This window comes from Rhodopseudomonas palustris (assembly GCF_013415845.1).
GTDB lineage: Bacteria > Pseudomonadota > Alphaproteobacteria > Rhizobiales > Xanthobacteraceae > Rhodopseudomonas > Rhodopseudomonas palustris_F.
The window spans coordinates 1,292,530-1,313,133 of the sequence record NZ_CP058907.1; the positions used below are offsets into that span (position 1 = coordinate 1,292,530).

At 65.9% G+C, this 20,604-nt stretch carries 18 protein-coding genes; 9 read left to right on the forward strand and 9 right to left on the reverse strand.

Annotated features, from left to right (window positions below; genetic code table 11):
- Window positions 1-108: 108 nt before the first annotated feature.
- Window positions 109-783 carry a dienelactone hydrolase family protein gene (locus HZF03_RS06040; RefSeq protein WP_119019422.1) on the forward strand — a complete coding sequence of 225 codons (675 nt, stop codon included), beginning with the start codon at window positions 109-111 and terminating at the stop codon, window positions 781-783.
- 481 nt (window positions 784-1,264) lie between these two features.
- On the opposite strand, the gene HZF03_RS06045 is transcribed toward HZF03_RS06040, so the two are convergent.
- Both HZF03_RS06045 and pdxH read right to left on the reverse strand, forming a co-directional pair.
- Window positions 1,265-2,041, reverse strand: a complete 777-nt coding sequence (locus tag HZF03_RS06045; RefSeq protein WP_011156759.1) for an SDR family NAD(P)-dependent oxidoreductase — start codon at window positions 2,039-2,041, stop codon at window positions 1,265-1,267.
- Window positions 2,038-2,676, reverse strand: coding sequence for a pyridoxamine 5'-phosphate oxidase (pdxH, locus tag HZF03_RS06050; RefSeq protein ID WP_011156760.1), 639 nt, complete (start codon window positions 2,674-2,676; stop codon window positions 2,038-2,040). The genes HZF03_RS06045 and pdxH overlap by 4 nt, the downstream gene beginning before the upstream one ends.
- Window positions 2,677-2,799: 123 nt before the next feature.
- Between pdxH and HZF03_RS06055 the strand changes: the two genes are divergently transcribed.
- From HZF03_RS06055 to HZF03_RS06080, 6 genes are all read left to right on the forward strand, one after another.
- Window positions 2,800-3,210 (forward strand): RT0821/Lpp0805 family surface protein, encoded by a 411-nt coding sequence (locus HZF03_RS06055; protein ID WP_104511951.1) that lies wholly within the window; start codon window positions 2,800-2,802, stop codon window positions 3,208-3,210.
- A 119-nt stretch (window positions 3,211-3,329) separates the two neighbouring features.
- Window positions 3,330-4,298, forward strand: a complete 969-nt coding sequence (locus tag HZF03_RS06060; protein WP_012494889.1) for a DnaJ C-terminal domain-containing protein — start codon at window positions 3,330-3,332, stop codon at window positions 4,296-4,298.
- Window positions 4,299-4,696: 398 nt separating this feature from the next.
- Window positions 4,697-5,518 carry an enoyl-ACP reductase FabI gene (gene fabI, locus HZF03_RS06065; protein ID WP_011156763.1) on the forward strand — a complete coding sequence of 274 codons (822 nt, stop codon included), beginning with the start codon at window positions 4,697-4,699 and terminating at the stop codon, window positions 5,516-5,518.
- A gap of 108 nt (window positions 5,519-5,626) precedes the next feature.
- The gene (locus HZF03_RS06070; protein WP_119019421.1) at window positions 5,627-6,220 is read left to right on the forward strand and encodes a histidine phosphatase family protein; all 594 of its coding nucleotides are present in this window, start codon (window positions 5,627-5,629) and stop codon (window positions 6,218-6,220) included.
- A 115-nt stretch (window positions 6,221-6,335) separates the two neighbouring features.
- Window positions 6,336-7,424 (forward strand): chorismate synthase, encoded by a 1,089-nt coding sequence (gene aroC, locus HZF03_RS06075; protein ID WP_012494891.1) that lies wholly within the window; start codon window positions 6,336-6,338, stop codon window positions 7,422-7,424.
- A gap of 103 nt (window positions 7,425-7,527) precedes the next feature.
- Entirely contained in the window at window positions 7,528-8,727 is a 1,200-nt protein-coding gene (locus HZF03_RS06080; RefSeq protein ID WP_011156766.1) for an adenylate/guanylate cyclase domain-containing protein, read from the forward strand.
- A 175-nt stretch (window positions 8,728-8,902) separates the two neighbouring features.
- Here the strand turns inward: HZF03_RS06080 and clpS are convergent, their stop codons facing one another.
- Window positions 8,903-9,208 (reverse strand): ATP-dependent Clp protease adapter ClpS, encoded by a 306-nt coding sequence (gene clpS / locus HZF03_RS06085; RefSeq protein WP_119019420.1) that lies wholly within the window; start codon window positions 9,206-9,208, stop codon window positions 8,903-8,905.
- A 246-nt stretch (window positions 9,209-9,454) separates the two neighbouring features.
- Here clpS and HZF03_RS06090 point away from each other — a divergent pair, with 246 nt between their 5' ends.
- Window positions 9,455-10,291, forward strand: a complete 837-nt coding sequence (locus tag HZF03_RS06090) for a DUF1194 domain-containing protein (RefSeq protein WP_119019419.1) — start codon at window positions 9,455-9,457, stop codon at window positions 10,289-10,291.
- A 128-nt stretch (window positions 10,292-10,419) separates the two neighbouring features.
- Here the strand turns inward: HZF03_RS06090 and yiaY are convergent, their stop codons facing one another.
- Complete coding sequence (yiaY, locus tag HZF03_RS06095) at window positions 10,420-11,571, reverse strand: L-threonine dehydrogenase (protein ID WP_011156769.1); 1,152 nt, start codon at window positions 11,569-11,571, stop codon at window positions 10,420-10,422.
- 189 nt (window positions 11,572-11,760) lie between these two features.
- A complete protein-coding gene (gene adh, locus HZF03_RS06100; protein ID WP_179906316.1) occupies window positions 11,761-13,263 on the reverse strand; it encodes an aldehyde dehydrogenase in 1,503 nt (500 codons plus the stop codon).
- Window positions 13,264-13,519: 256 nt separating this feature from the next.
- Here adh and HZF03_RS06105 point away from each other — a divergent pair, with 256 nt between their 5' ends.
- Window positions 13,520-15,409 (forward strand): sigma-54-dependent Fis family transcriptional regulator, encoded by a 1,890-nt coding sequence (locus HZF03_RS06105; RefSeq protein WP_119019418.1) that lies wholly within the window; start codon window positions 13,520-13,522, stop codon window positions 15,407-15,409.
- A 40-nt stretch (window positions 15,410-15,449) separates the two neighbouring features.
- Here the strand turns inward: HZF03_RS06105 and HZF03_RS06110 are convergent, their stop codons facing one another.
- Genes HZF03_RS06110 through HZF03_RS06125 form a run of 4 tightly spaced genes read right to left on the reverse strand, consistent with a single transcriptional unit; the run spans window position 15,450 to window position 20,453 of the window.
- A complete protein-coding gene (locus HZF03_RS06110; RefSeq protein WP_119019417.1) occupies window positions 15,450-16,853 on the reverse strand; it encodes a carotenoid oxygenase family protein in 1,404 nt (467 codons plus the stop codon).
- Between the two features lie 41 nt (window positions 16,854-16,894).
- On the reverse strand, window positions 16,895-18,280 hold the full coding sequence (locus HZF03_RS06115) for a vWA domain-containing protein (RefSeq protein WP_119019416.1): 1,386 nt from the start codon (window positions 18,278-18,280) through the stop codon (window positions 16,895-16,897).
- A complete protein-coding gene (locus HZF03_RS06120) occupies window positions 18,273-19,382 on the reverse strand; it encodes an AAA family ATPase (protein ID WP_011156774.1) in 1,110 nt (369 codons plus the stop codon). The genes HZF03_RS06115 and HZF03_RS06120 overlap by 8 nt, the downstream gene beginning before the upstream one ends.
- Before the next feature lie 18 nt (window positions 19,383-19,400).
- Entirely contained in the window at window positions 19,401-20,453 is a 1,053-nt protein-coding gene (locus HZF03_RS06125; RefSeq protein ID WP_119019433.1) for a hypothetical protein, read from the reverse strand.
- Between the last annotated feature and the right edge of the window lie 151 nt (window positions 20,454-20,604).

The window sequence follows — 20,604 nt, forward strand, 5'->3', positions numbered from 1 at the left end:
TTTTTGTTGTCTGCATTCCGGCGTTTGCCGCTTAGCAGCGATTGCATCCGGCGGCTGCTCCGGACAAAATAATAAAAAGCAATTGCATGTAACCCGCGAGGAGGATCCATGGGCACGCTGATCACTTTCAAACGTCCGGACGGCAAGGAAGCGAGCGGCTATCTCGCCAACGCCGCCAGCGGCAGGGCGCCGGGCGTGGTGGTGATCCAGGAATGGTGGGGGCTGTCCGAGCAGATCAAGGGATTGACCGACCGCCTCGCGCTGGCCGGCTTCGATGCGCTGGCGCCCGATCTCTACAACGGCACGGTGGTGCCGTATCACGACACGGATGCCGCCAATAAAGAGATGAGCTCGCTCGACTTCATGGACGCCACCACCCAGACGGTGCGCGGCGCAGTGAACTATCTGTCGCGCAACGGCGCCAAGGTTGGTCTGACCGGCTTCTGCCTCGGCGGGGCGGTGACGGTGATCGGCGCGTGCAAGATTCCGGAACTGAGCGCTGCGGTGGTGTTCTATGGCATTCCGCCGGAGCAGGCCGCCAAGCCGTCCGAGGTGCAGGTACCGATGCAGGGCCACTTCGCCAATCGCGACGATTGGTGCACCCCGCAGGTGGTGGATGCGTTCGAGGCCGGATTGAAGGCCGCCGGCAAGCAGGCCGAGTTCTTCCGCTATGAGGCCGACCACGCCTTCGTCAACGAGCAGCGTGCGGCGGTGCATGACCGCGAGGCGGCGGAACTCGCGTGGAGTCGATCGATGCAGTTCTTTGGAAAGCATCTCTCCTGACGGCCGCCGCCCGGTAAAATTTGAGCATTCGGCTGAAGACTTGGCAGATCAGTTTGCTGCGATAACGTCGGCCTACGCCACGAGGACAGCATGCTTGAAAAAGTCTTAAACCCGGATCTCCGAAACGTCGTCGACCTCGCCAGCTACCGTGCCAAGCCGCTCGGTATCCGGGGAGACGAGGGACGCCGGTGCAGACACTGCGGAGCGGCTCTGCTCGATGACGAGTCGGAGGATGATTGTTCGAGTGCCGGCATCGCCCTCCAGTCGCCGGTTCGCCGGCGACCGACGCGTGTGTTCCGCGCAGACTGATTTGATGACGACCGGCGTAGCCGCCTCGAGCCGCCACGCCGCACGCAACAAGACCGATGCGATCGTCTGCAACGCCCCGTTTCCGATGCGATCGGAAATGGGGCGTTGGTCTTTTCGGGGCACTTCAGGTTGGTAGCTGCTGCAGGCCCGGCTTGGGGCGCCGGGCGCAGAATCAAACGTGCTGGCCGCCGTTGATGTGGATTTCGGCGCCGTTCACATAAGACGACGTCTCGGTGCACAGCACGTAGATGATCTTGGCAACCTCGTCCGGGGTGCCGAGGCGGCGCATCGGGATCTGCTCCTCGACGATCTTTTCGGTGCCCGGCGACAGGATCGACGTATCGATCTCGCCCGGCGCGATCGAGTTGACCCGGACGCCGACATGGCCGAAATCCGCCGCCATCTCCCGGGTCAGCGCCGCGAGCGCTGCCTTCGAGGTGGCGTAGGCGGCGCCGGCGAACGGGTGCACCCGCGAACCGGCGATCGAGGTGACGTTCACCACCGACCCCTTGACCGCCTTCAGTTCCTCGATCAGCCCGCGCGCCATCAGGATCGGCGCGAAGAAATTCACCCGGAACACGTGCTCCCAGGTGTCGATTTCGGTGTCGATGGTGCCGAGACGGGCGCCGCCCGCCGCTTTCGGCGAGATCGCGGCGTTATTGACCAGTGCATGCAGCACACCGCCGTCGAGCCGCTCGCGGATCTCATCGATCGCCCGCAACGTGTCGGCACGGTCGCCGAGGTCGACCTGAATATGGTCTTCCGGCCCGGCACCCCAGGGGCACTGCTCCGGAAACGGATGGCGCGAGCAAGTGATCACTCGCCAGCCGGCGCTAGAGAAGCGGATCACCGTGGCGTGGCCGATGCCGCGGCTGGCGCCGGTCAGGATCATGGTCCGGCGCGGCGCGTTGCTCTCGGGCGGGCGCGGCTTTTGGGAGTCGGGGCTCATGGATACAGCCTTGTCTTGGTCCAGGGGTGATCCGGGGTGTCCCGGCGAAATTCGATGCGGTCGTGCAGGCGGAACGGACGGTCGTGCCAAAACTCGATCCGGCTCGGCGTGATCCGCCAGCCGCTCCAGCCAGGCGGCCGCGGGACGTCGCCGATCAGATGGCGCGCCGTCACCTTGGCGATCGCCTGCTCGAACGCGAACCGGCTTTCCAGCGGCTGCGACTGCTTGCTCGCCCAGGCGCCGATCTGCGCCTGCTTCGGCCGGGTCGCGAAATAGGCGTCGGCCTCGGTGTCGGTCACCGGGGTCACGGTGCCGCGAATCCGAATCTGCCGGCGCAGCGATTTCCAGTGAAACAGCAGCGCGGCCTTCGGATTGGCGGCCAGCTCGCGGCCCTTCTGACTAGCAATGTGGCTGTAGAACACGAAACCGTGCTCGTCATAGCCCTTCATTAGAACCATGCGCACGTCGGGCAGGCCGTCCGGATCGACCGTTGCCAGCGCCATCGCGTTCGGATCGTTGGGTTCGGACTTGTTGGCTTCCGCAAGCCATTCAGCGAACAGCGCAAACGGATTCTCTGCCGCAGTGAAATCACCGGGCGTTAACTCACTCTGTGGTCTGATCGTAGGGTCGCTCATGCGAGGGAATCCGACTTGTGCTTCACCGCGGTCCGGAACGCGCTGCGGGTCCTATATAGGCTCGACCTATATAGGACACGGCAACGCATTGGCCTATCGGCCATCTCGCACGGCTCGCCGGCGATGATAGCGATTCTAATCGGTGCCTCGCTCGGCGGCTGCGGCATGAACGGACGCGACGGGGCCTTTGCCCAGATGGACAGCAGCGACTTCACCGGCTCGATCGGCGCCGTGCTGCCGGCCCGCGAGGATGGCCCGACCGACGCCGATATGGCGCTGGCGCGGATCGCCGCCTCCGACGTGCTGACCAAAGGCGACAAGGATTCCAGCCAGCCGTGGGAGAATCCGACCACCGGAGCGCGGGGCTCGGTGACGCCTCTGGCGGCCGCCTACAGCAACGAAGGCCGCACCTGCCGCGACTTTCTCGCCTCCTATGTGAAGGAGCGGACCGAGAGCTGGATGCAGGGCGCGGCGTGCCGGACCACGCAGGGACATTGGGAAATCCGCTCGCTGCGGCCGTGGCGTAAGAGCTGATTCCTGCCGAATTGCGTCCGCTGGCGGGCCGATTCCGGTTGCAAAAAAGACATGAAACCCCCAGATGACTGGCGACGGGCGTTCGCCCACAGTTGGAATTCCTGAAGGAGACGAGACGGATGCGCGACCCCTATGAGGTCCTGGGGGTGCAGCGGGACGCCAGCGCTGCGGCGATCAAAAGCGCCTATCGCAAGCTGGCGAAGAAGCATCACCCCGACAGCAACAAGAACGATCCTAAAGCCGCCGCGCGCTTCTCTGAGATCAACTCCGCCAACGAAATCCTCGGCGACGAGACCAAGCGCAAGCAATACGACCGCGGCGAGATCGATGCCGAAGGCAAGCCGCGCTTCCAGGGTTTCCCTGGTGGTGGCGGCCGCGCGGGCGGCGCCGGTGGGTTCGAGCAATATTCCTTCCGCAGCGGCGGCGGTGCCCCCGGTGGCGGATTCGGCGGCGCGGCTGGTTTCGAGGACATCCTGAATTCGATGTTCGGCGGCGCAGCCGGCGCGCGCGGCGCCGGTGCGCGTGGTCGCACCCAGGGCTTCGACTTCGATACCGGCTTCGCGCCCGACCTCGATCAATCGGTGTCGATGACGGTGACGCTCGAAGAAGCGACACGCGGCACCGAAAAGCGGGTGCGGCTGCCGACCGGCAAGGAGCTCAACGTCAAGATTCCGGCCGGCGTCAGCGCGGGCCAGCAGATCCGGCTGAAAGGGCAGGGCGAGAGCGCGCCCGGTCACCGCGCCGGCGACCTGCTGATCACCGTCAACATCGCCCCGCATCCCTACTTCAAGATCGACGGCAATGATCTGAAGCTCGAGCTGCCGCTGACATTGTACGAGGCGGTGCTCGGCGCCAAGGTCCGGGTCCCGACGCTGACCGGCGCGATCGAATTGTCGATCCCGAAGAACACCTCCAGCGGCCGGATCTTCCGGCTCAAGGGCAAGGGGCTGCCGAAAGGCAGCGCGGTCGGCGATCTGTTCGTCACCACCCGCATCATTCTCCCGGACGGCCACGACGCCGCGCTGGAGAAGCTGATGCAGAAGTGGCGGGACGACCATCCCTACAATCCGCGGACCGAGCTCGGCTAAGCCCACGGGCAGCGGAATTTGACGCAAGTAGCGGCCTCGGTGCGGGGGATCAGCGCGCAACCCCGCCCGAGGCCGCTTGCGTCGATCGGCGGATCGGACGCGACTCACAAGATGCTGAGCGGCCGGTGCGATTCTGCGGCGCGTCGGTGTTCCGATTGGCGATAATCGATGTCGAAAATGGGATCGGTCGCATAGCACGCATTGAAAACGCTGCGCGATTTCGAATAGCGCACGGTTTTCCAACTAATTGACGAAGACAGTTTTCGTCCGGCGCGATCGATGCTGGGTAGGCCGCCCAGCCTTGCCCAAATGGTTGAATTTGCACGGGGACATGGGGCTGTACCCGGCCGGGCCGCTGGTGTAGGTCGAAGGCCGATTGCAAGACGATAGGATAGTCCATGTCGACAGCTTCCGGCCTGATGCAAGGCAAACGCGGTGTCATTCTTGGCGTCGCCAACAACCGTTCGATTGCTTGGGGCATCGCGAAAGCCTGCCGCGCCCAGGGCGCCGAGATCGCGCTGACCTATCAGGGTGACGCGCTGAAGAAGCGGGTCGAGCCGCTCGCCGCCGAACTCGGCGGCCTGGTGCTCGGGCACTGCGACGTCACCGACGGCGCCACGATCGACGCGGTGTTCGACGCGGTGAAGGAGAAGTGGGGCAAGATCGACTTCGTGGTTCACGCCATCGCGTTCGCCGACAAGGACGAGCTCGACGGCCGTTATGTCGACACCTCGCCGGAGAATTTCTCCAAGTCGATGCTGATCTCGTGCTACTCGCTGACCGCGATCGCGCAGCGCGCCGAGAAGCTGATGACCGACGGCGGCTCGATCATCACGTTGACCTATTACGGCGCCGAGAAGTGGATGCCGCATTACAACGTGATGGGCGTCGCCAAGGCCGCGCTGGAGGCCAGCGTGCGCTACCTCGCCGCCGACCTCGGCGAGAAGAACATCCGGGTCAACGCCATCTCGGCCGGCCCGATCAAGACGCTGGCCGCGTCCGGCATCGGCGACTTCCGCTACATCCTGAAGTGGAACGAATACAACGCGCCGCTGCGCCGCACCGTGACGATCGAGGAAGTCGGCGATAGTGCGCTGTACTTCTTGTCTGACCTGTCCCGCGGCGTTACCGGCGAAGTCCACCATGTCGATTCCGGCTACCACGTCGTCGGCATGAAGAACCCCGACGCGCCGGACATCTCACTCGGCGGCAAGGACTGAGGACACGCTCAGGATCGTCATGCGCGGGCTAGACCCGCGCATCCATCCTCTAAATCACCATCCTTGATGGATTGCCGGGTCGAGCCCGGCAATGACGTAAGTAAGGCCATGCCCACCATCTACTTCATCCGCCACGGCGAGACGGACTGGAACGCGACCGGGCGATATCAGGGCACGCGGGACATTCCGCTGAACGACAAGGGGCGGGGCCAGGCGGTCTCGGCCGGCGGCGTGCTCGGCGGGCTGCTCGCACGGAGCGGTGAGCCGCCGGCGGAGCTGGACTATAGCGCCAGCCCGCTCGGCCGCGCCCGCGTGACGATGGAGCTGGTGCGCGGCGCGCTCGGTCTGCCGCCCCAGGGCTACGCGGTCGACGAGCGGCTGCGCGAGATCACCTATGGGGCGTGGGAAGGCTTCACCCTCAAGGACATGGAACAGTCCGACCCGGAACTCTATGCTGCGCGCCATGCCGACCGCTGGAGCGTCGCGCCGCTGCGCGGCGAGAGCTACGCCCAGCGGCTGCCGTTCGTCACCGACTGGGTCGCCGCGCTGAAGCGCGACACCGTCGCGGTCGGACATGTCGGCACCGGACGCACCCTGTTCGTCGCGCTCGGCCTGAAAACCCCGCGCGAAGCGTTGGAAGGCCCGATCCAGCAGGGCGCCGTCTACGTCTTCCGCGACGGCGGCTTCGACATCGTGAGCTGAGCTTCCGCGGCGTTCTTCCCTTCTCCCACAAGGGGAGAGGGGGCTGAGGCCGGTTTGACCGTGTCCGGCCGGCGCGTTACCACACCGGCGCAATCCAAAAGGGTCGGTCCGCGCCATGTCGTTCAATACCTTCGGCCATCTATTTCGCGTCACCACCTTTGGCGAAAGCCATGGGGTGGCGATCGGCTGCGTGGTTGACGGCTGCCCGCCGCTGATCCCGCTGACCGAGGCCGATATCCAGGGCGATCTCGACCGCCGCCGGCCCGGCCAGTCGCGCTTCACCACCCAGCGCCAGGAAGCCGATCAGGTGAAGATCCTGTCCGGCGTGATGGTGCATCCCGAGACCGGCGTGCAGGTGACGACCGGCACCCCGATCGCGCTGTTGATCGAGAATACCGACCAGCGCTCCAAGGACTATTCGGACATCCAGAACAAGTATCGCCCCGGCCATGCCGACTTCACCTACGAGGCGAAGTACGGCATCCGCGACTATCGCGGCGGTGGCCGCTCGTCGGCGCGCGAGACCGCTACCCGGGTCGCCGCCGGCGCGATCGCCCGTAAGGTGATTGCCGGCATGACCGTGCGTGGCGCTCTGGTGCAGATCGGTCCGCACAAGATCGACCGTGACAAATGGGATTGGGACGAGATCGGCAACAACCCGTTCTTCTGCCCGGACAAGGATAAGGCGGCGTTCTACGCCGACTATCTCGACGGCATCCGCAAATCCGGCTCGTCGATCGGCGCGGTGGTGGAGATCGTGGCCGAGGGCGTGCCGGCCGGGCTCGGCGCGCCGATCTATGCCAAGCTCGATGGCGACCTCGCCGCGGCGCTGATGAGCATCAATGCGGTCAAGGGCGTCGAGATCGGCGATGGCTTCGCCAGTGCCGAACTGACCGGCGAACAGAACGCCGACGAAATGCGGACCGGCAATCATGGTCCGGCTTTCCTGTCCAACCATGCCGGCGGCATCCTGGGCGGCATTTCCACCGGCCAGCCGGTGGTGGCGCGGTTCGCCGTCAAGCCGACCTCGTCGATCCTGACCCCGCGTAAGACCGTCGATCGCACCGGCCACGACACCGAGATTCTCACCAAGGGCCGCCACGACCCCTGCGTCGGCATCCGCGCCGTGCCGGTCGGCGAGGCGATGGTCGCTTGCGTGCTGGCCGACCACCTGCTGCGGCACCGGGGACAGGTCGGCGGCTGATCCGAGCCGCCGTCTCGCTCCAGCATCCGCGCAGGACCGCTGGATGACTGCCATGAGTCCGCTCCTGCTACAAATCGCCCCGCGACGCAGCTAAGATGCTGCCATGCATTCCGAGCAGATCCGCGGCATTCTCGACTGGCTGAGCGATGGCGCACGGTCCGAGCCAGACCCGGCCATGAAGATGAAGCTGACCTGCGAGCAGCTCGTCGCGGCCGGGATACCGCTGCACCGGGTCGGCGTCTTCGTCGAGACCCTGCACCCCGACATCTATGGCCATCGTTTCATCTGGCGCGCTGACGGCGAGGTCGAGGTTGGCTCGACCACCCAGGACGTCGAGATGTCCGAGGAATATAAGCGCAGCCCGCTGAAGATCCTGTACGATTACGGCGTCGAGGTCCGTTTTCGGCTCGACGACCCGGAGAGCAAGAACTTCCCGTTCCTGGACGATCTGCGCGCCGAGGCCGTCACCGATTACACCGCGCTGCCGCTGCGATTTCTCGACGGCACCTATCACGCCGCGAGCTTCGCCACCAAGCAGCCGGGCGGCTTCACCGACTCCCAGCTCAGCGCGCTACGGGCGATGATGCCGCCGCTGTCGCGGCTGGTCGAGGTGATCAGCCTGCGCGACATCGCCACCAATCTGCTCGACACCTATGTGGGCAACCGCGCCGGCGCCCGGATTCTCGCCGGACAGATCCGTCGCGGCCACGCCGATCATCTGCGTGCCGCGATATGGCTGTCCGATCTTCGCGGCTTCTCGGCGCTGTCCGACGGCCTGCCGCCGGAGATCATGGTCAAAGTGCTGAACGCGTATTTCGACTGCCAGGTCGCGGCGATTGCCAGCCACGGCGGCGAAGTGCTGAAGTTCATGGGCGACGGGCTGCTCGCCGTGTTTCCGATCGCCGACGACGGCGCTGACGCCGCCGAGGTTTGCGGCCGGATGCTGGCCGCCGCCAACGAATGCCGCGCCAGCATCGCGGCGCTGAGTTTCGTCGAAGGCAGCTACGCCATCGAGAGCTTCCGCTTCGGCGTTGCGCTGCATGTCGGGCAGGTGCTGTACGGCAATATCGGCGGCGGCAACCGGCTCGACTTCACCTGCATCGGCCCGGCGGTGAATCTCGCCGCGCGGCTGGAGCGGCTCGCCGCCCGTCTCGGCCGCACCGTGGTCGCCTCCAGCGATTTCGTCGGGCTGTGCTCGGAAGGCTGGAGCGACCTCGGCGAATTCCCGATGGCCGGCTTCTCGCACGCCGAACGGGTGCATGGCCTCACCGACGAGATGCCGCTGGCTGTTGAAGGGCTGTGAGACACTGAACCATCAAATTGCCGAACGTCATCCGCGGGCTTGACCCGCGGATCCATCGCGCGCGCCAGCGCGCGTATCAAAGAGTTGTCCTGCAGAAGATGGATCGCCGGGTCGAGCCCGGCGATGACGCTTTTCGGATAGCAAGCGCAACGGTTTTGATACTACACCGTCCGCGCTACTCCTCCGGCTCCGTCGTGAACAACAGCGGATAGCCCTTGGCGCGGCCGGCGTCGGTGGCGCGGGTGGCTTTGGTCTCGGCGACGTCCTTGGTGAACACCCCGACCACGCAGACGCCGCGCTGATGCGCGGTGAGCATCACCTTGGTGGCTTGATCCTCGGTCATCCGGAACTCGCCCTTCAGCACCGACACCACGAACTCGCGCGGCGTGTAGTCGTCGTTGACCAGGATCACCTTGTGCAGCTTCGGCCGCTCGACCTTGATTTTGGCCTTGGTCTTCGGCTTCAGGTCGATGTTGCTCATCCGGTGCCGACCCGCGTCGCGTGTTGGTTGCATCCTCGTGTCGCCCAATCCTACAGCCTCAACGGTCCCGGGAAAACCGGGGCGGTTGAGCTAAGCACATCGCTGTGCGGGAGGCTTGCTTTGCATCGCACGCTCACGATCGATGATCGTTAGTGACTGGAAAGTGATCGGGATGGAACCGGCTTGGCCGCTTTTCGTCATCTGGTTTGCATGTCACCATCGCGGTTGGTCGACCGGAGGGCTGCGATGCGCTGGTGGGTCTCGATCGGAATCGTGCTCGCCGTCGCAGCGGCCGGCATAGCCGCTGTCGCCGCGCCCAACCAGGCGCCGCAATCCGCAGCGGGTGACGATGCCAAGCAGGTCGACGTCGAGCTGGTACTGGCGGTTGACGTCTCCTACTCGATGGACGTCGACGAACTCGCGGTGCAGCGCGAAGGCTATGCCCAGGCGCTGATCTCCAGCGAATTCCTCAAGACCCTGAAAACCGGCCCGACCGGCCGGATCGCGGTGACGTATTTCGAATGGGCCGCGTCCAGCGATCAGAAGATTATTCTTCCGTGGCACATCATCGACGGGCCGGAATCCGCCGATGCGGTCGCGGCCGAGATCCTGAAGGCGCCGCTGCGCCGTGCTTCGCGGACTTCAATCTCCGGCGCCATCAACTTCGCGCTGCCGCTGTTCGAGCAAAACCCGTATCACGGGCTGCGACGGGTGATCGATATCTCCGGCGACGGCCCGAACAATAACGGCGAGCCGGTGACGATCGCGCGCGATGCCGCGGTCGCCAAGGGCGTCGTCATCAACGGCCTGCCGATCATGGTGAAAGAGCCGTCCTACTCGATGATGGATATCGAGAATTTGGATTATTACTACGAGGACTGCGTCATCGGCGGTCCCGGCGCTTTCGTCGTGTCCATCAAGGATCGCGCCAAGTTCAAAGAGGCGATCCACACCAAGCTGGTGATGGAGGTCGCCGGCCACACTCCGCCCGCCCGCATTGTCCCGATCGCCGACGAGCACCGTCCCGCTCGGGTGTCGTGCCTGATTGGCGAGAAGGTCTGGCAGGATCGGTGGGGGCGGTGAGGGCGCGGACGGATCGGGCGTCTCCGTCCGGATCAGTTCGAGCGGGATGACTTGCCAATTCAGAATTCAGTCATCCCGCTCCAAGGTTGATCGGATCGGCCGTTATCCGATCATGGACGCGACGACCGTCAGGCGGCCGCCCGGAAGATGGTTTCGATCTCGGTCTGCGTCGCCTGCTTCGGATTGGTGAAGCCGCACGCATCCTTCAGCGCGTTGGCGGCGAGGATCGGCACGTCGGTTTCCTTCATGCCGAGACCGCCGAGACCGGGCGGAATGCCGACATCGGCCGATAGCCGCTGGATGGCATGAATGGCGGCATCGGCGCCTTGGGCATCGGTCATGCCGGTGGTGTCGACGCCGAGCGCGTGGGCGACGTCCTTCAGCCGTCCCGCCGCGACTTGCGCGTTGTAGGCCTGCACGTGCGGCAGCAGCACCGCGTTGCAGACGCCGTGCGGCAGGTCGTAGAAGCCGCCGAGCTGGTGCGCCATCGCATGTACATAGCCGAGCGAGGCGTTGTTGAACGCCATGCCGGCGAGGAAGCCCGCATACGACATCGCCTCGCGGGCGACGAGGTTCTGGCCCTCGGCGACCACGGTGCGCAGACTGTTGGAGATGATCGACATCGCCTTCAGCGCGCAGGCGTCGGTGATCGGCGTTGCGGCAATCGACACATAGGCTTCGATCGCGTGCGTCAGCGCGTCCATGCCGGTCGCGGCGGTCAGGGCCGGCGGCTTGCCGAGCATCAGTACCGGATCGTTGACCGACAGCAGCGGCGTGGTGTGGCGGTCGACGATCGCCATCTTCACCTGGCGTTCCTCGTCGGTGATGATGCAGAACCGCGTCATCTCACTCGCCGTGCCGGCCGTGGTGTTGATGGCGATCAGCGGAAGCTGAGCGTGCGCCGACCGATCGACGCCTTCATAGTCCTTGATGCTGCCGCCATTGGTGGCGGTCAGCGCGATGCCCTTCGCGCAATCGTGCGCTGAACCGCCGCCGAGCGAGATCACGCAGTCGCAGTTCTCCTGCTTCAGCAGTGCAAGCCCGTCTTCGACGTTCTTGATCGTCGGGTTTGGCTTCGCGCCCGGGAAGACGACGCTGGTCACGTTGCGTTCGATCAGCATCGAGGCGATCTGGTCGGCGACGCCGAGCTTGTGCAGCCCGCTGTCAGTGACGATCAGCGCGCGCTTGAAGCCCCGTGCCTTGGCGTGGTCCGCTGCGCTCGATACGCAGCCGGCGCCGAACAGATTGAGAGAGGGAATGAAGAAGGTCGTTGCGGTCATTGGTGTTTCCTTCCATGCGTTTTCGTTGTTGATCGGTGGTCGATGAGCGCGCCGGCCGGACGAATGCGACGGTCCAGCTACGCTCCGCGTTTCCAGGGCAATACCCTGCTGTCCGGACGGCGCAGGAAACGCCGTCCGGTATTGCTGCGAGCGAGTGCTTTGCACCCGCCGATGAAGTGAGTTCGCTTCCTAGAAGAAGCCGAGTGGGCCGGTGCCGTAGCTCACCAGCAGGTTCTTGGTGTGCTGATAGTGATCGAGCATCATCTTGTGGGTCTCGCGCCCGATGCCGGATTGCTTGTAGCCGCCGAAGGCGGCGTGCGCCGGATAGGCGTGGTAGCAATTGGTCCACACCCGGCCCGCAGCGATGGCGCGTCCGAACCGATAGGCACGGGTGCCGTCCCGCGTCCAGACGCCTGCGCCGAGTCCGTACTGGGTGTCGTTGGCGATGGCGATCGCTTCGGCTTCGTCCTTGAAGGTGGTGACCGACACCACGGGGCCGAAGATTTCTTCCTGGAAGATCCGCATTTGGTTGTGGCCGCGGAACACGGTCGGATGCACGTAGTAGCCACCGGCGAGATCGCCGGGCAGCTGCGCCCGCCCGCCGCCGGCCAGCAGTTCGGCGCCTTCGTGCCGACCGATGTCGATGTAGGACAGGATCTTGTCGAGCTGCTCTTGCGACGCCTGCGCACCGATCATCGTTGCCGGATCGCGCGGATCGCCCTGCCGGATCGCGGCGACGCGGGCGAGCGCCCGCTCCATGAAGCGATCGTAGATCGATTCCTGCACCAGCGCGCGGCTCGGGCAGGTGCACACTTCGCCTTGATTGAGCGCGAACATCACGAAGCCTTCGATCGCCTTGTCGAAGAACGGGTCGTCTTCGGCCGTGACGTCGCCGAAGAAGATGTTCGGCGATTTGCCGCCGAGTTCCAGTGACACCGGCACCAGATTCTCGCTGGCGTATTGCATGATCAGCCGCCCGGTCGAGGTCTCGCCGGTGAAGGCGATCTTGGCGATGCGCGGGCTGGACGCCAGCGGCTTGCCGGCCTCGACGCCGAAGCCGTTGACGACGTTGACGACGCCGGGAGGCAACAGATCGCCGACCAGTTCGGCCCATACCAGGATCGAGGCCGGGGTCTGCTCGGCCGGCTTCAGCACCACGCAGTTGCCGGCGGCGAGTGCCGGCGCCAGCTTCCAGGCGGCCATCAGCAACGGGAAGTTCCACGGAATGATCTGGCCGACGACGCCGAGCGGCTCGTGGAAGTGATACGCGATGGTGTCGTGATCGATCTCCGAGATCGAACCTTCCTGCGCGCGCAGTGCACCTGCGAAATAGCGGAAGTGATCGATCGCCAGCGGCAGGTCGGCGGCCCGCGTCTCGCGGATCGGCTTGCCGTTGTCGAGCGTCTCGGCGATCGCCAGCAGATCGAGATTGGCTTCCATCCGATCGGCGATGCGATTGAGAATGAGTGACCGTTCTGTCGTCGTCGTCTTGCTCCAGGTGACGCTCGCGGTGTGCGCTGCATCAAGCGCGAGTTCGACGTCTTCCTTCTGCGAACGCGGAATTTCCGTCAGTTTTGCGCCGGTGATCGGCGTGGTGTTGTCGAAGTATCTGCCATCGACCGGCGCAACCCAGCGGCCGCCGATGAAGTTGCCATAGCGGGCCTTGAAGACCGTGCTGGCGTCAGGATGCATCGTTGTGATGAGGTTCATGGCTTCCTCCCATATGTTGAAGCGAGCGGAACTACGCACAACCTGTGCCACCCGCGCCGGAGGCCTGCGGCCACTGCTCCGCGAACTGATCAGTTCGTTGATAAAGCTGGGAGGATTCTAGATTGGGACGCGCCGGCCGCAGGTGGCGATCTCTGGACAGCACCTCAGGCTGCGTGTGATACTCGCAGCAGTTGGACGCAACACCTGTTGCAGAATCCAACACTCCGAGGATCCGCCTATGTCTGTCGCATCAAACCGTGATGCCGTCGTCACTGCGCGCCGTCGCTTCTTCGGGGAAGGGCGGTCTGTCGATGGAATGCTCGCCGCTCCGATCCTACGGTCGTGGCAGCGCTGCGCCGGCCAGGGGCTGGACGCCAGCCGCTCGCCGCTGGTCGAGCCGCCTACCGCCCGCGAACTGCGCGAATTTCAGGAACGCCACGACCGGCTCGGCCGTCTCGCGCGGCCGGAACTCAATGCTCTGCAAGGCGATGCACGTCTGACCGGCAGCGTCGTCATTCTCACCGATGCGGCTGGCGTCGTCCTCGATATGATCGGCTCCGGCGAATTTGCGGGGCGTGCGGCGCAAGTGGCGCTGCGGCCCGGCGTGTCGTGGAGCGAAGCCGACACCGGCACCAATGCGATCGGCACGGCGCTGGTCGAGCGTCAGCCGATTGCAGTGCACGGCGCCGAGCACTTCTTCGAGCGCCACCGCATCCTGGCTTGCGCCGCCGCGCCGCTGATCGATCCGCGCGGCGTGGTCGCCGGTGCGCTCGATATGACAGGCCCCGCGGCGATCCGCCATGTCCACGCGCTCGGCCTGATGCGACTCGCCGCCGAGCAGATCGAGCACCGGTTCTTCACCGAAGGATTCGAGCACTGCACCATGCTGCGGCTGCACACCGACCGTGCGCTGCTCGGCACGCCGCGCGAAGGCGTGCTGGCGTTTGCCGATGGCGTGCTGGTCGGCGCCAATCGACACGGCCTCGATCTGATGAATCTCGATTGGCCGGCGCTCGATCTGGCGAGGCTCGAAACGCTGCTGCCGGGTGTGCGCCCCTCGGATCAGATCCAGATGCTGCGCGGCCCTCGTGGCACGCGGCTGTGGGGCCGGTTGGTCGACCCGCTGCGCCGCAGCCCACGCGCGCCTGCAGCATCGATGCCCGCTGCTGTGCCGGCGGCTCCGGTCGGGGAGGTCGAGCCGATCCTCGATGCAGAAATGATGGCGCAGCTGTCGCGCACCGTGCGGCTGGTCGAGGCGGGGATTCCGGTGCTGCTGCTCGGCGAGACCGGATCCGGCAAGGATGTTTTCGCGCGCCGCGTTCACGCCGAGAGTGCGCGGCGCAACAAGCCGTTCGTGCCGGTGAATTGCGCGGCGCTCCCCGAGGGGCTGATCGAGTCGGAGCTGTTCGGCTACGAGGCCGGTGCCTTCACCGGCGCGCGGCGGCAGGGCGCGCCCGGGCTGCTGCGTCAGGCCGATTGCGGCGTGCTGTTTCTCGACGAGATCGGCGACATGCCGCTGTCGTTGCAGAGCCGGCTGCTGCGCGTGCTGCAGGACAAGCAGATTTCGCCGCTCGGCGGTGGCCGTCCGGTGCCGGTCGACTTCGCGTTGATCTGCGCGACGCACCAGCCGCTCGGCACCCTGCTGGCCGCCGGGGCGTTCCGCCAGGATCTGTACTTCCGCATTGCGCAATATGTCGTCGAGCGGCCGCCGGTGCGCCATCATCCGGACCGGCTCGCGCTGGTTCGGACGCTGTGGCGCCAGCTCGGCGGCGAAGACGCCGGCGTGCAGCTCTCGGCTGAGGTCGAGCGTGTGCTCGCCGCCTACAACTGGCCGGGCAACTACCGGCAACTGGTCGGAACGCTACGCGCCCTGTTGGTACTTGGCGAGCCGGGACACCCGGTCGAGGTCTCGGCACTGCCCGCCGAAATCACCGCGGCGGCCGGCGCGGTGGAGAGTCAGGTTTCCGAGACGCTCCCGGGGACGTCGCTGGCGGAACAGACCCGGTCAGTGCTGCAGGCCGCATTGGACGCCAGCGGCGGAAACGTATCGCGCGCCGCGCGCCGGCTCGGGATCGACCGAAGTACGTACTATCGCCGCCTGCTCAAGGACAAAGATCGCGGCCGATGAGCTGCGCGATGCGTTGTGCTGCGTGGCGGGTGACGATCCCTTATCCTGCCGGCACCCAATTGCCGTGGAAGCCGTCGGGAATGCGGTGGCCGAGATGCACCAGGGCGATCGGGCCTGCCGCAATGTCTGTCGCATTGAACACCGCAAGGTCGCTGCGATTCTCGCAGCCGCGCCACACCACCGCGAGCAGCCAACCTTCGGCTTCGTTTGCGTCGGTCGCGCGCGGCACGAACACCGGCTCGCCGATGGTGTCGCCGGTCGGCAGCAGATAGCGAGTGCGGCGATGGCCGTTGCCGTCGACATGCACGAGTCCAGTGAGCATGCCGAGCATCGGTGTTTCCGGGCTGGCGCACGCGTACCAGCCGTGGCCGCTGCGCAGGCCGGCACGGCGCTCGTCGATCCGTGGAAATTCGCCGCTGATCTCGTCCAGATAGCTGCGCTTGAAGGCGTTGGTGTTGCCGGCGAGGTCGAAGCTCCAGCGGCACAGTCGCGCACGGCCCTTCTCCGGATCGGTGCGGCGACCGTCGGGATGGGTGAACAGCGGCGCTTCCTCCGACTGCATCACGTCGGCGACGATCCGGGTGCCGTCCTCCCACGCGTTCATGACGTGGAACACGAAGCAAGCCTCGCCGCGGAACCAGCGGATGTCGCGGGTCGAGCCGGAGCGGTTCATCACGCCGACATACGAGCCCTTGCGCGGATCCCAGGCGTAGGGCGGCCGGCCGCGCATCGCGCGCCAGATACTGCCGGTGAGCGGCAGGATCGGGAACAGCACATGATGCTCGGTGACGATGAAGTCGTGCACCATCGCCGCAAACGGGGCCTTGAAATGCTCCAGCCGGGTGACGTTGCCCGAGGCGTCGATCGCCCCGAACGACATCGTACGCGTCAGCGGGCCGCTGGCGTTGTAGCCGAAGAACAGCATCTCGCCGGTCACCGGGTCGATCTTCGGGTGAGCGGTGAATGGCCCCTTCAACGCGCCGCCGTAGTCGCAGTAACCGCGGGTCTCGAGCGTGTCGCGTTCGATCTGCATCGGCAGATGCGCCTCTTCCAGCGCCAGGAGCCGGCCGGCGTGGAACACGATGTTGGTGTTGGCGACGTTGCCGTCGTCCGGCACCGAGCGCGGTGCATCGGGCAGCTTGAGGTTGAACTCGCCGTAGAGCGGGCGGCCCGCCTCGTGCTCGGCGAGCCATTTCGGCGTGCGCACCCAGCGGTTACGATACGACGCGCGGCCGTTCTCCAGATGAAACGCGTGCAGCATGCCGTCGCCAAAGAACCAGTGCGCGTTCGGCGAGACGAATTGCGGGTTGGCGCCGTTGCGATACAGCGTGCCGTTCAATTCCCGCGGCAGCTCGCCCTTGATGCTGAGGAACGGCGCGTCGCATTCCATTGGGATCGGCGCGAGATTGTCGCACGCATCCGGAATTCCGGTCACCTGAAGCATGGCGTGCTCCTGAGCCTCTCTTGGTCGTGCTTCGGACCTCGTCAATCGAGCGCGAGCAGGCGCCCGAACGGCTGCACCGCGTGAGCGTGTTCTTGTGGCACCGCCCAGATCACCGGCCAACGCGGCTTGAAATGCGCCGGGCCTTCGAGGTCGGTCAAGACCACGGTGATATCGGGCTTGTGCCGGTCGGCCTCGGCGAGCAGCGGCGTGAAGTCGGTGCCGCCGCCGCCGGAGAATTCGATCTCGCTGAGCACGAAGCGGCGGCCGGGCTCGAAGACCTCGACCTGCCGCACCCGCTCGTCGCCGATGATCAGCACCAGGCCGGCTTCCTGGCGCCGGATGATGGTTTCGATCTCGTTGGCAAAGCGCTGCACCAGCGCGTCGTCGATCGAGCCGGAGACGTCGATGATCAGCACCAGCCGCGGCTCGTTCTTGGTGGGGCTGAAGCCCGGCTCGAACGGCATCCGATGATTGCCGGCGCGGCCCTGGTTGGCGATGTAAGAGCGGGTCGGGCGCGACCACGTCAGCGCCGGCTTGCGGGCGAGGCCGCGCGCGAGCTGCACCCGCAGCACCTGGGCCCACGGCGTGCGGGTCCGCGGCAGATCGGCGATCAGCGCGCGCAGCATCGAGAATGCGCCGTCGCCGGCATGGCCGCGCAAGATTCGCTCGCTCCATTCGCGTGCCCGTTCGGCCTCGTGCTCGGGTGCCGACTGTGAGTCCGGGTTAGGTACCAGGTCGCGTGAGCCACCGGCGCCGAGAGCCCGCACCTTGGCGGACTTGGCGCCATCGCTCGGTCGCGCGGTCTCGGTCTCGGTCTCGCCGGCGCCGGATTGCGACTGCGCCTGATCCTTTCCGCCGGAGCCGGACGCATCGGCTTCGGAGCCTTGCTGGGACTGCCGGCCGGATTGTTGTTTGCCGCTGGTGCCGTCACGGTCGCGGTCGTCGATCGCGCGGTACAGCTTCTCGACGTCCCATTCCAACAGTGCCGCCTCGGGCTGCTGCTCGCGGCCGAGCGCCTGGAAGACGATCTGCTCCAGCATCACGGCGTTCGCCGGCAGTTGCAGCCAGCTCAGATGCGCCAGCGTTGAGTTGACGATGGCGTCGGCGCAGATGTTGAACAGTTCGAGATCGACACCGCCCTGCGTACGTTGCAGCTCGACGAAACGCTGGGAGTGGCGCAGCGCGATGTGCAGCACTTCGTGCGCGACGACGCCGACCTGTTCGGGCAGCGGCAACCGTTCGAATGCGGCGCTGTAGTACACCGTGGTGCCGTCGGTGCCGGCGGCAGGGACGTCTGCCGGTGCATCGGCGGCAAGGTCGCGATGCTGCACCCACAGCGCCAACCCTCCGGTCGAGGGCGCGAACTCAACCATGCGCTGGATCGCACGCGTGCCGCGGTGACAATACAGCGCGCTGGCTTCAGGCATCGGAGGCTTCCAATTGCCGGCGCCCGGCGTAGCTGGCGTAGGCTGGGCTGTCGAGGATCGCGGATTCGAGGCCGTTCTCCAGGCCGCGCTGCATCAGCAATTCCATCGCCAGCGTCTGCGCTTCCCGGATCGGCAACGGCGCAGCGCTGCGGATGTCGGGCAGTTGCTCGATGATCTCCAGGGCGCGCGCCATCGTCTGCTTGTCGGTGCTGGCGGCGAGCAGCCCATACAGCATGCCGTAGAGGGCATCGAGCGACTTCGGCAGCAGTGCCGCGGTCTCCGGGCCCGGACGTGCGGCGAGTAGCTTCAGCACATCGGTGCCGGCCTGAATTTCGCGCAGCACGCCGAAGAATTCCGCGGCATTGGCGGCGCCGATCCGGCCCTGCACGAACAGCCGCTTGGCGTGATCGGACAGGCCGGATTTCAGCACGTTGGAAATGTCCTCCCAGCCGCGCGGGCTGGCGCCGATCAGATGATCGCCGGCGAGCTGCGCCTGGGTGTCGTCGAGCTTGTCGGGACGGATCTTCAAATAAGCCATCACTTCCGGAGCGAATTCCTGCGTGATGGCGTGGTTGAGAAACGCATCGATCGCGGTCTGGACGTTGAAGTGGAACATGCGGTCGGCGAGCGCGGTGCCCATGTCGTGGCTGATCGCGCCATGGAAGCTGGCATTGCCGGCGGCGACCACCTGCCAGCCGTCCGGCAGATGATAGTTGCCGACGCGGCGATCGAGGATCAGCGAGTAGGCCGAGATCTGCAGCCGCTGGTCGGCGGCTGTGAGCTCGTCGAGAAACAGCACGCCTTCGGGCTGATCGCGGGACGGCAGGAACTCCGGCGGAAACCAGACCGTCTTGGCGAGATTCTCGTCGGCATAGATCGCGCCGCGGATATCCACGGGCTCGATCGTGGTCAGCCGCAGATCGATCAGCGGCACCCGATAATGTGCGGCGACCTGGCGGACGATCGAGGACTTGCCGACCCCGCGCGTCCCCCACAGCATCGACGCCCGCCGCCGCAGCGTCGGATCGGCGTATTGCTCGATCAGCGCGGCCTTGGCGGCTGCGATCGAGACCGGAGGGATGTTCATCGGGTTGCCGTGCATCGATCGTGTCCTCGCTCGTCAGGTCGTCTGGGCGTCCAGGTTGGTCGTCGTCGGTTCCGGTTCGGACTCCGGCAGCCAGGTCTCCTTCCAGCGCCGGGGAATCGGGGGAATCTCCAGCGAAGGGGTTTCGCGCATGCCGAACGCGCCGAACATCAGCAGCGGCGGTGCGCCCATCAGCAGCAGGTTGAAGATCGAGTCCTGCGGCACGTCGATCATCGTCAGGCTGGCCGCTCCGGCGATCAGGCCGCCGAAGAACAACGCCGGCACCGCGCGGCGGAAGGTGACGGTCCAGCGCGCGCCGCGCAGCTTTTCGTAATACGCCGCCGGGGGCCGCGTCAGGGTGCGCTCCAGATGCGCCACGGTCTTCTCAAAGGCGGCCTCGACGCGGCCGCTCCGCTCGGGTTCCTGGCCGCGCACCATCAGCTTGCCGGTGAAACCGGATTTGTTCTTGCGCAGCGTGGACCACGACCAGCCGATGACGGCGAGCAGATCCTCCGGCAGCGCCACGCCGGGGGCCTTCGGCGTGATGTCGATCTCGGCCGGATAGCTGCGAACCTGGGCTGCACGCAGCACCACCATGAAGCCGGCGATCTCGGCCTCGCCCCGAATCAGCTCCCGGCGCACTGTGTCGGTCGCAGCGCGCCGCGCGTTCGGCTGCACCAGGCGATAGCTCAGCGCCACCGCGGTGCCTTCGATGGTGCGGAACTGTTGCTGCGGCAGCACCGTTTCGATCCGCTGCAACAACACCGCCGGATCGTCTCCCTGGCTTTCGAGCGTCGCCGACAGCCGCTGCGGCAACGTCAGTGTTCGGGTGATGAGGTGCAGACCCGGGCGCGGATTGTCGAGCTGCAGCACCTCGGTCGCATCGATCCCGCTACGATCGGATTTCTCGTGCGTCACCGGTTTGAAGATCAGCCGGCGGGCGATGCGATCGCTGGCGGCAAGGTCCACTTGGTAGCCGCGTTGCGTGAACGGCTGCACCAGCCCGAGGATTTCATGGTGGGTGAACGGGTGGGTCGGCTTGGTGGTGTCGATTCCTGCCGAACCGGTCCAAAGCTGAGCGTAGTTCATGACCGTCACCAACCTCCGCAGTGTGAGCAGCTGCGGCGCAGCCCGATGAGGAGCCGCGCCGCGATTCACGCGCTCAGTCGATCGCGTTGGGTCTAGTTTCTTCAACTGCGAGGCGAACGCAACTCACGCTATTGTTGATCGTGGCTCGCGG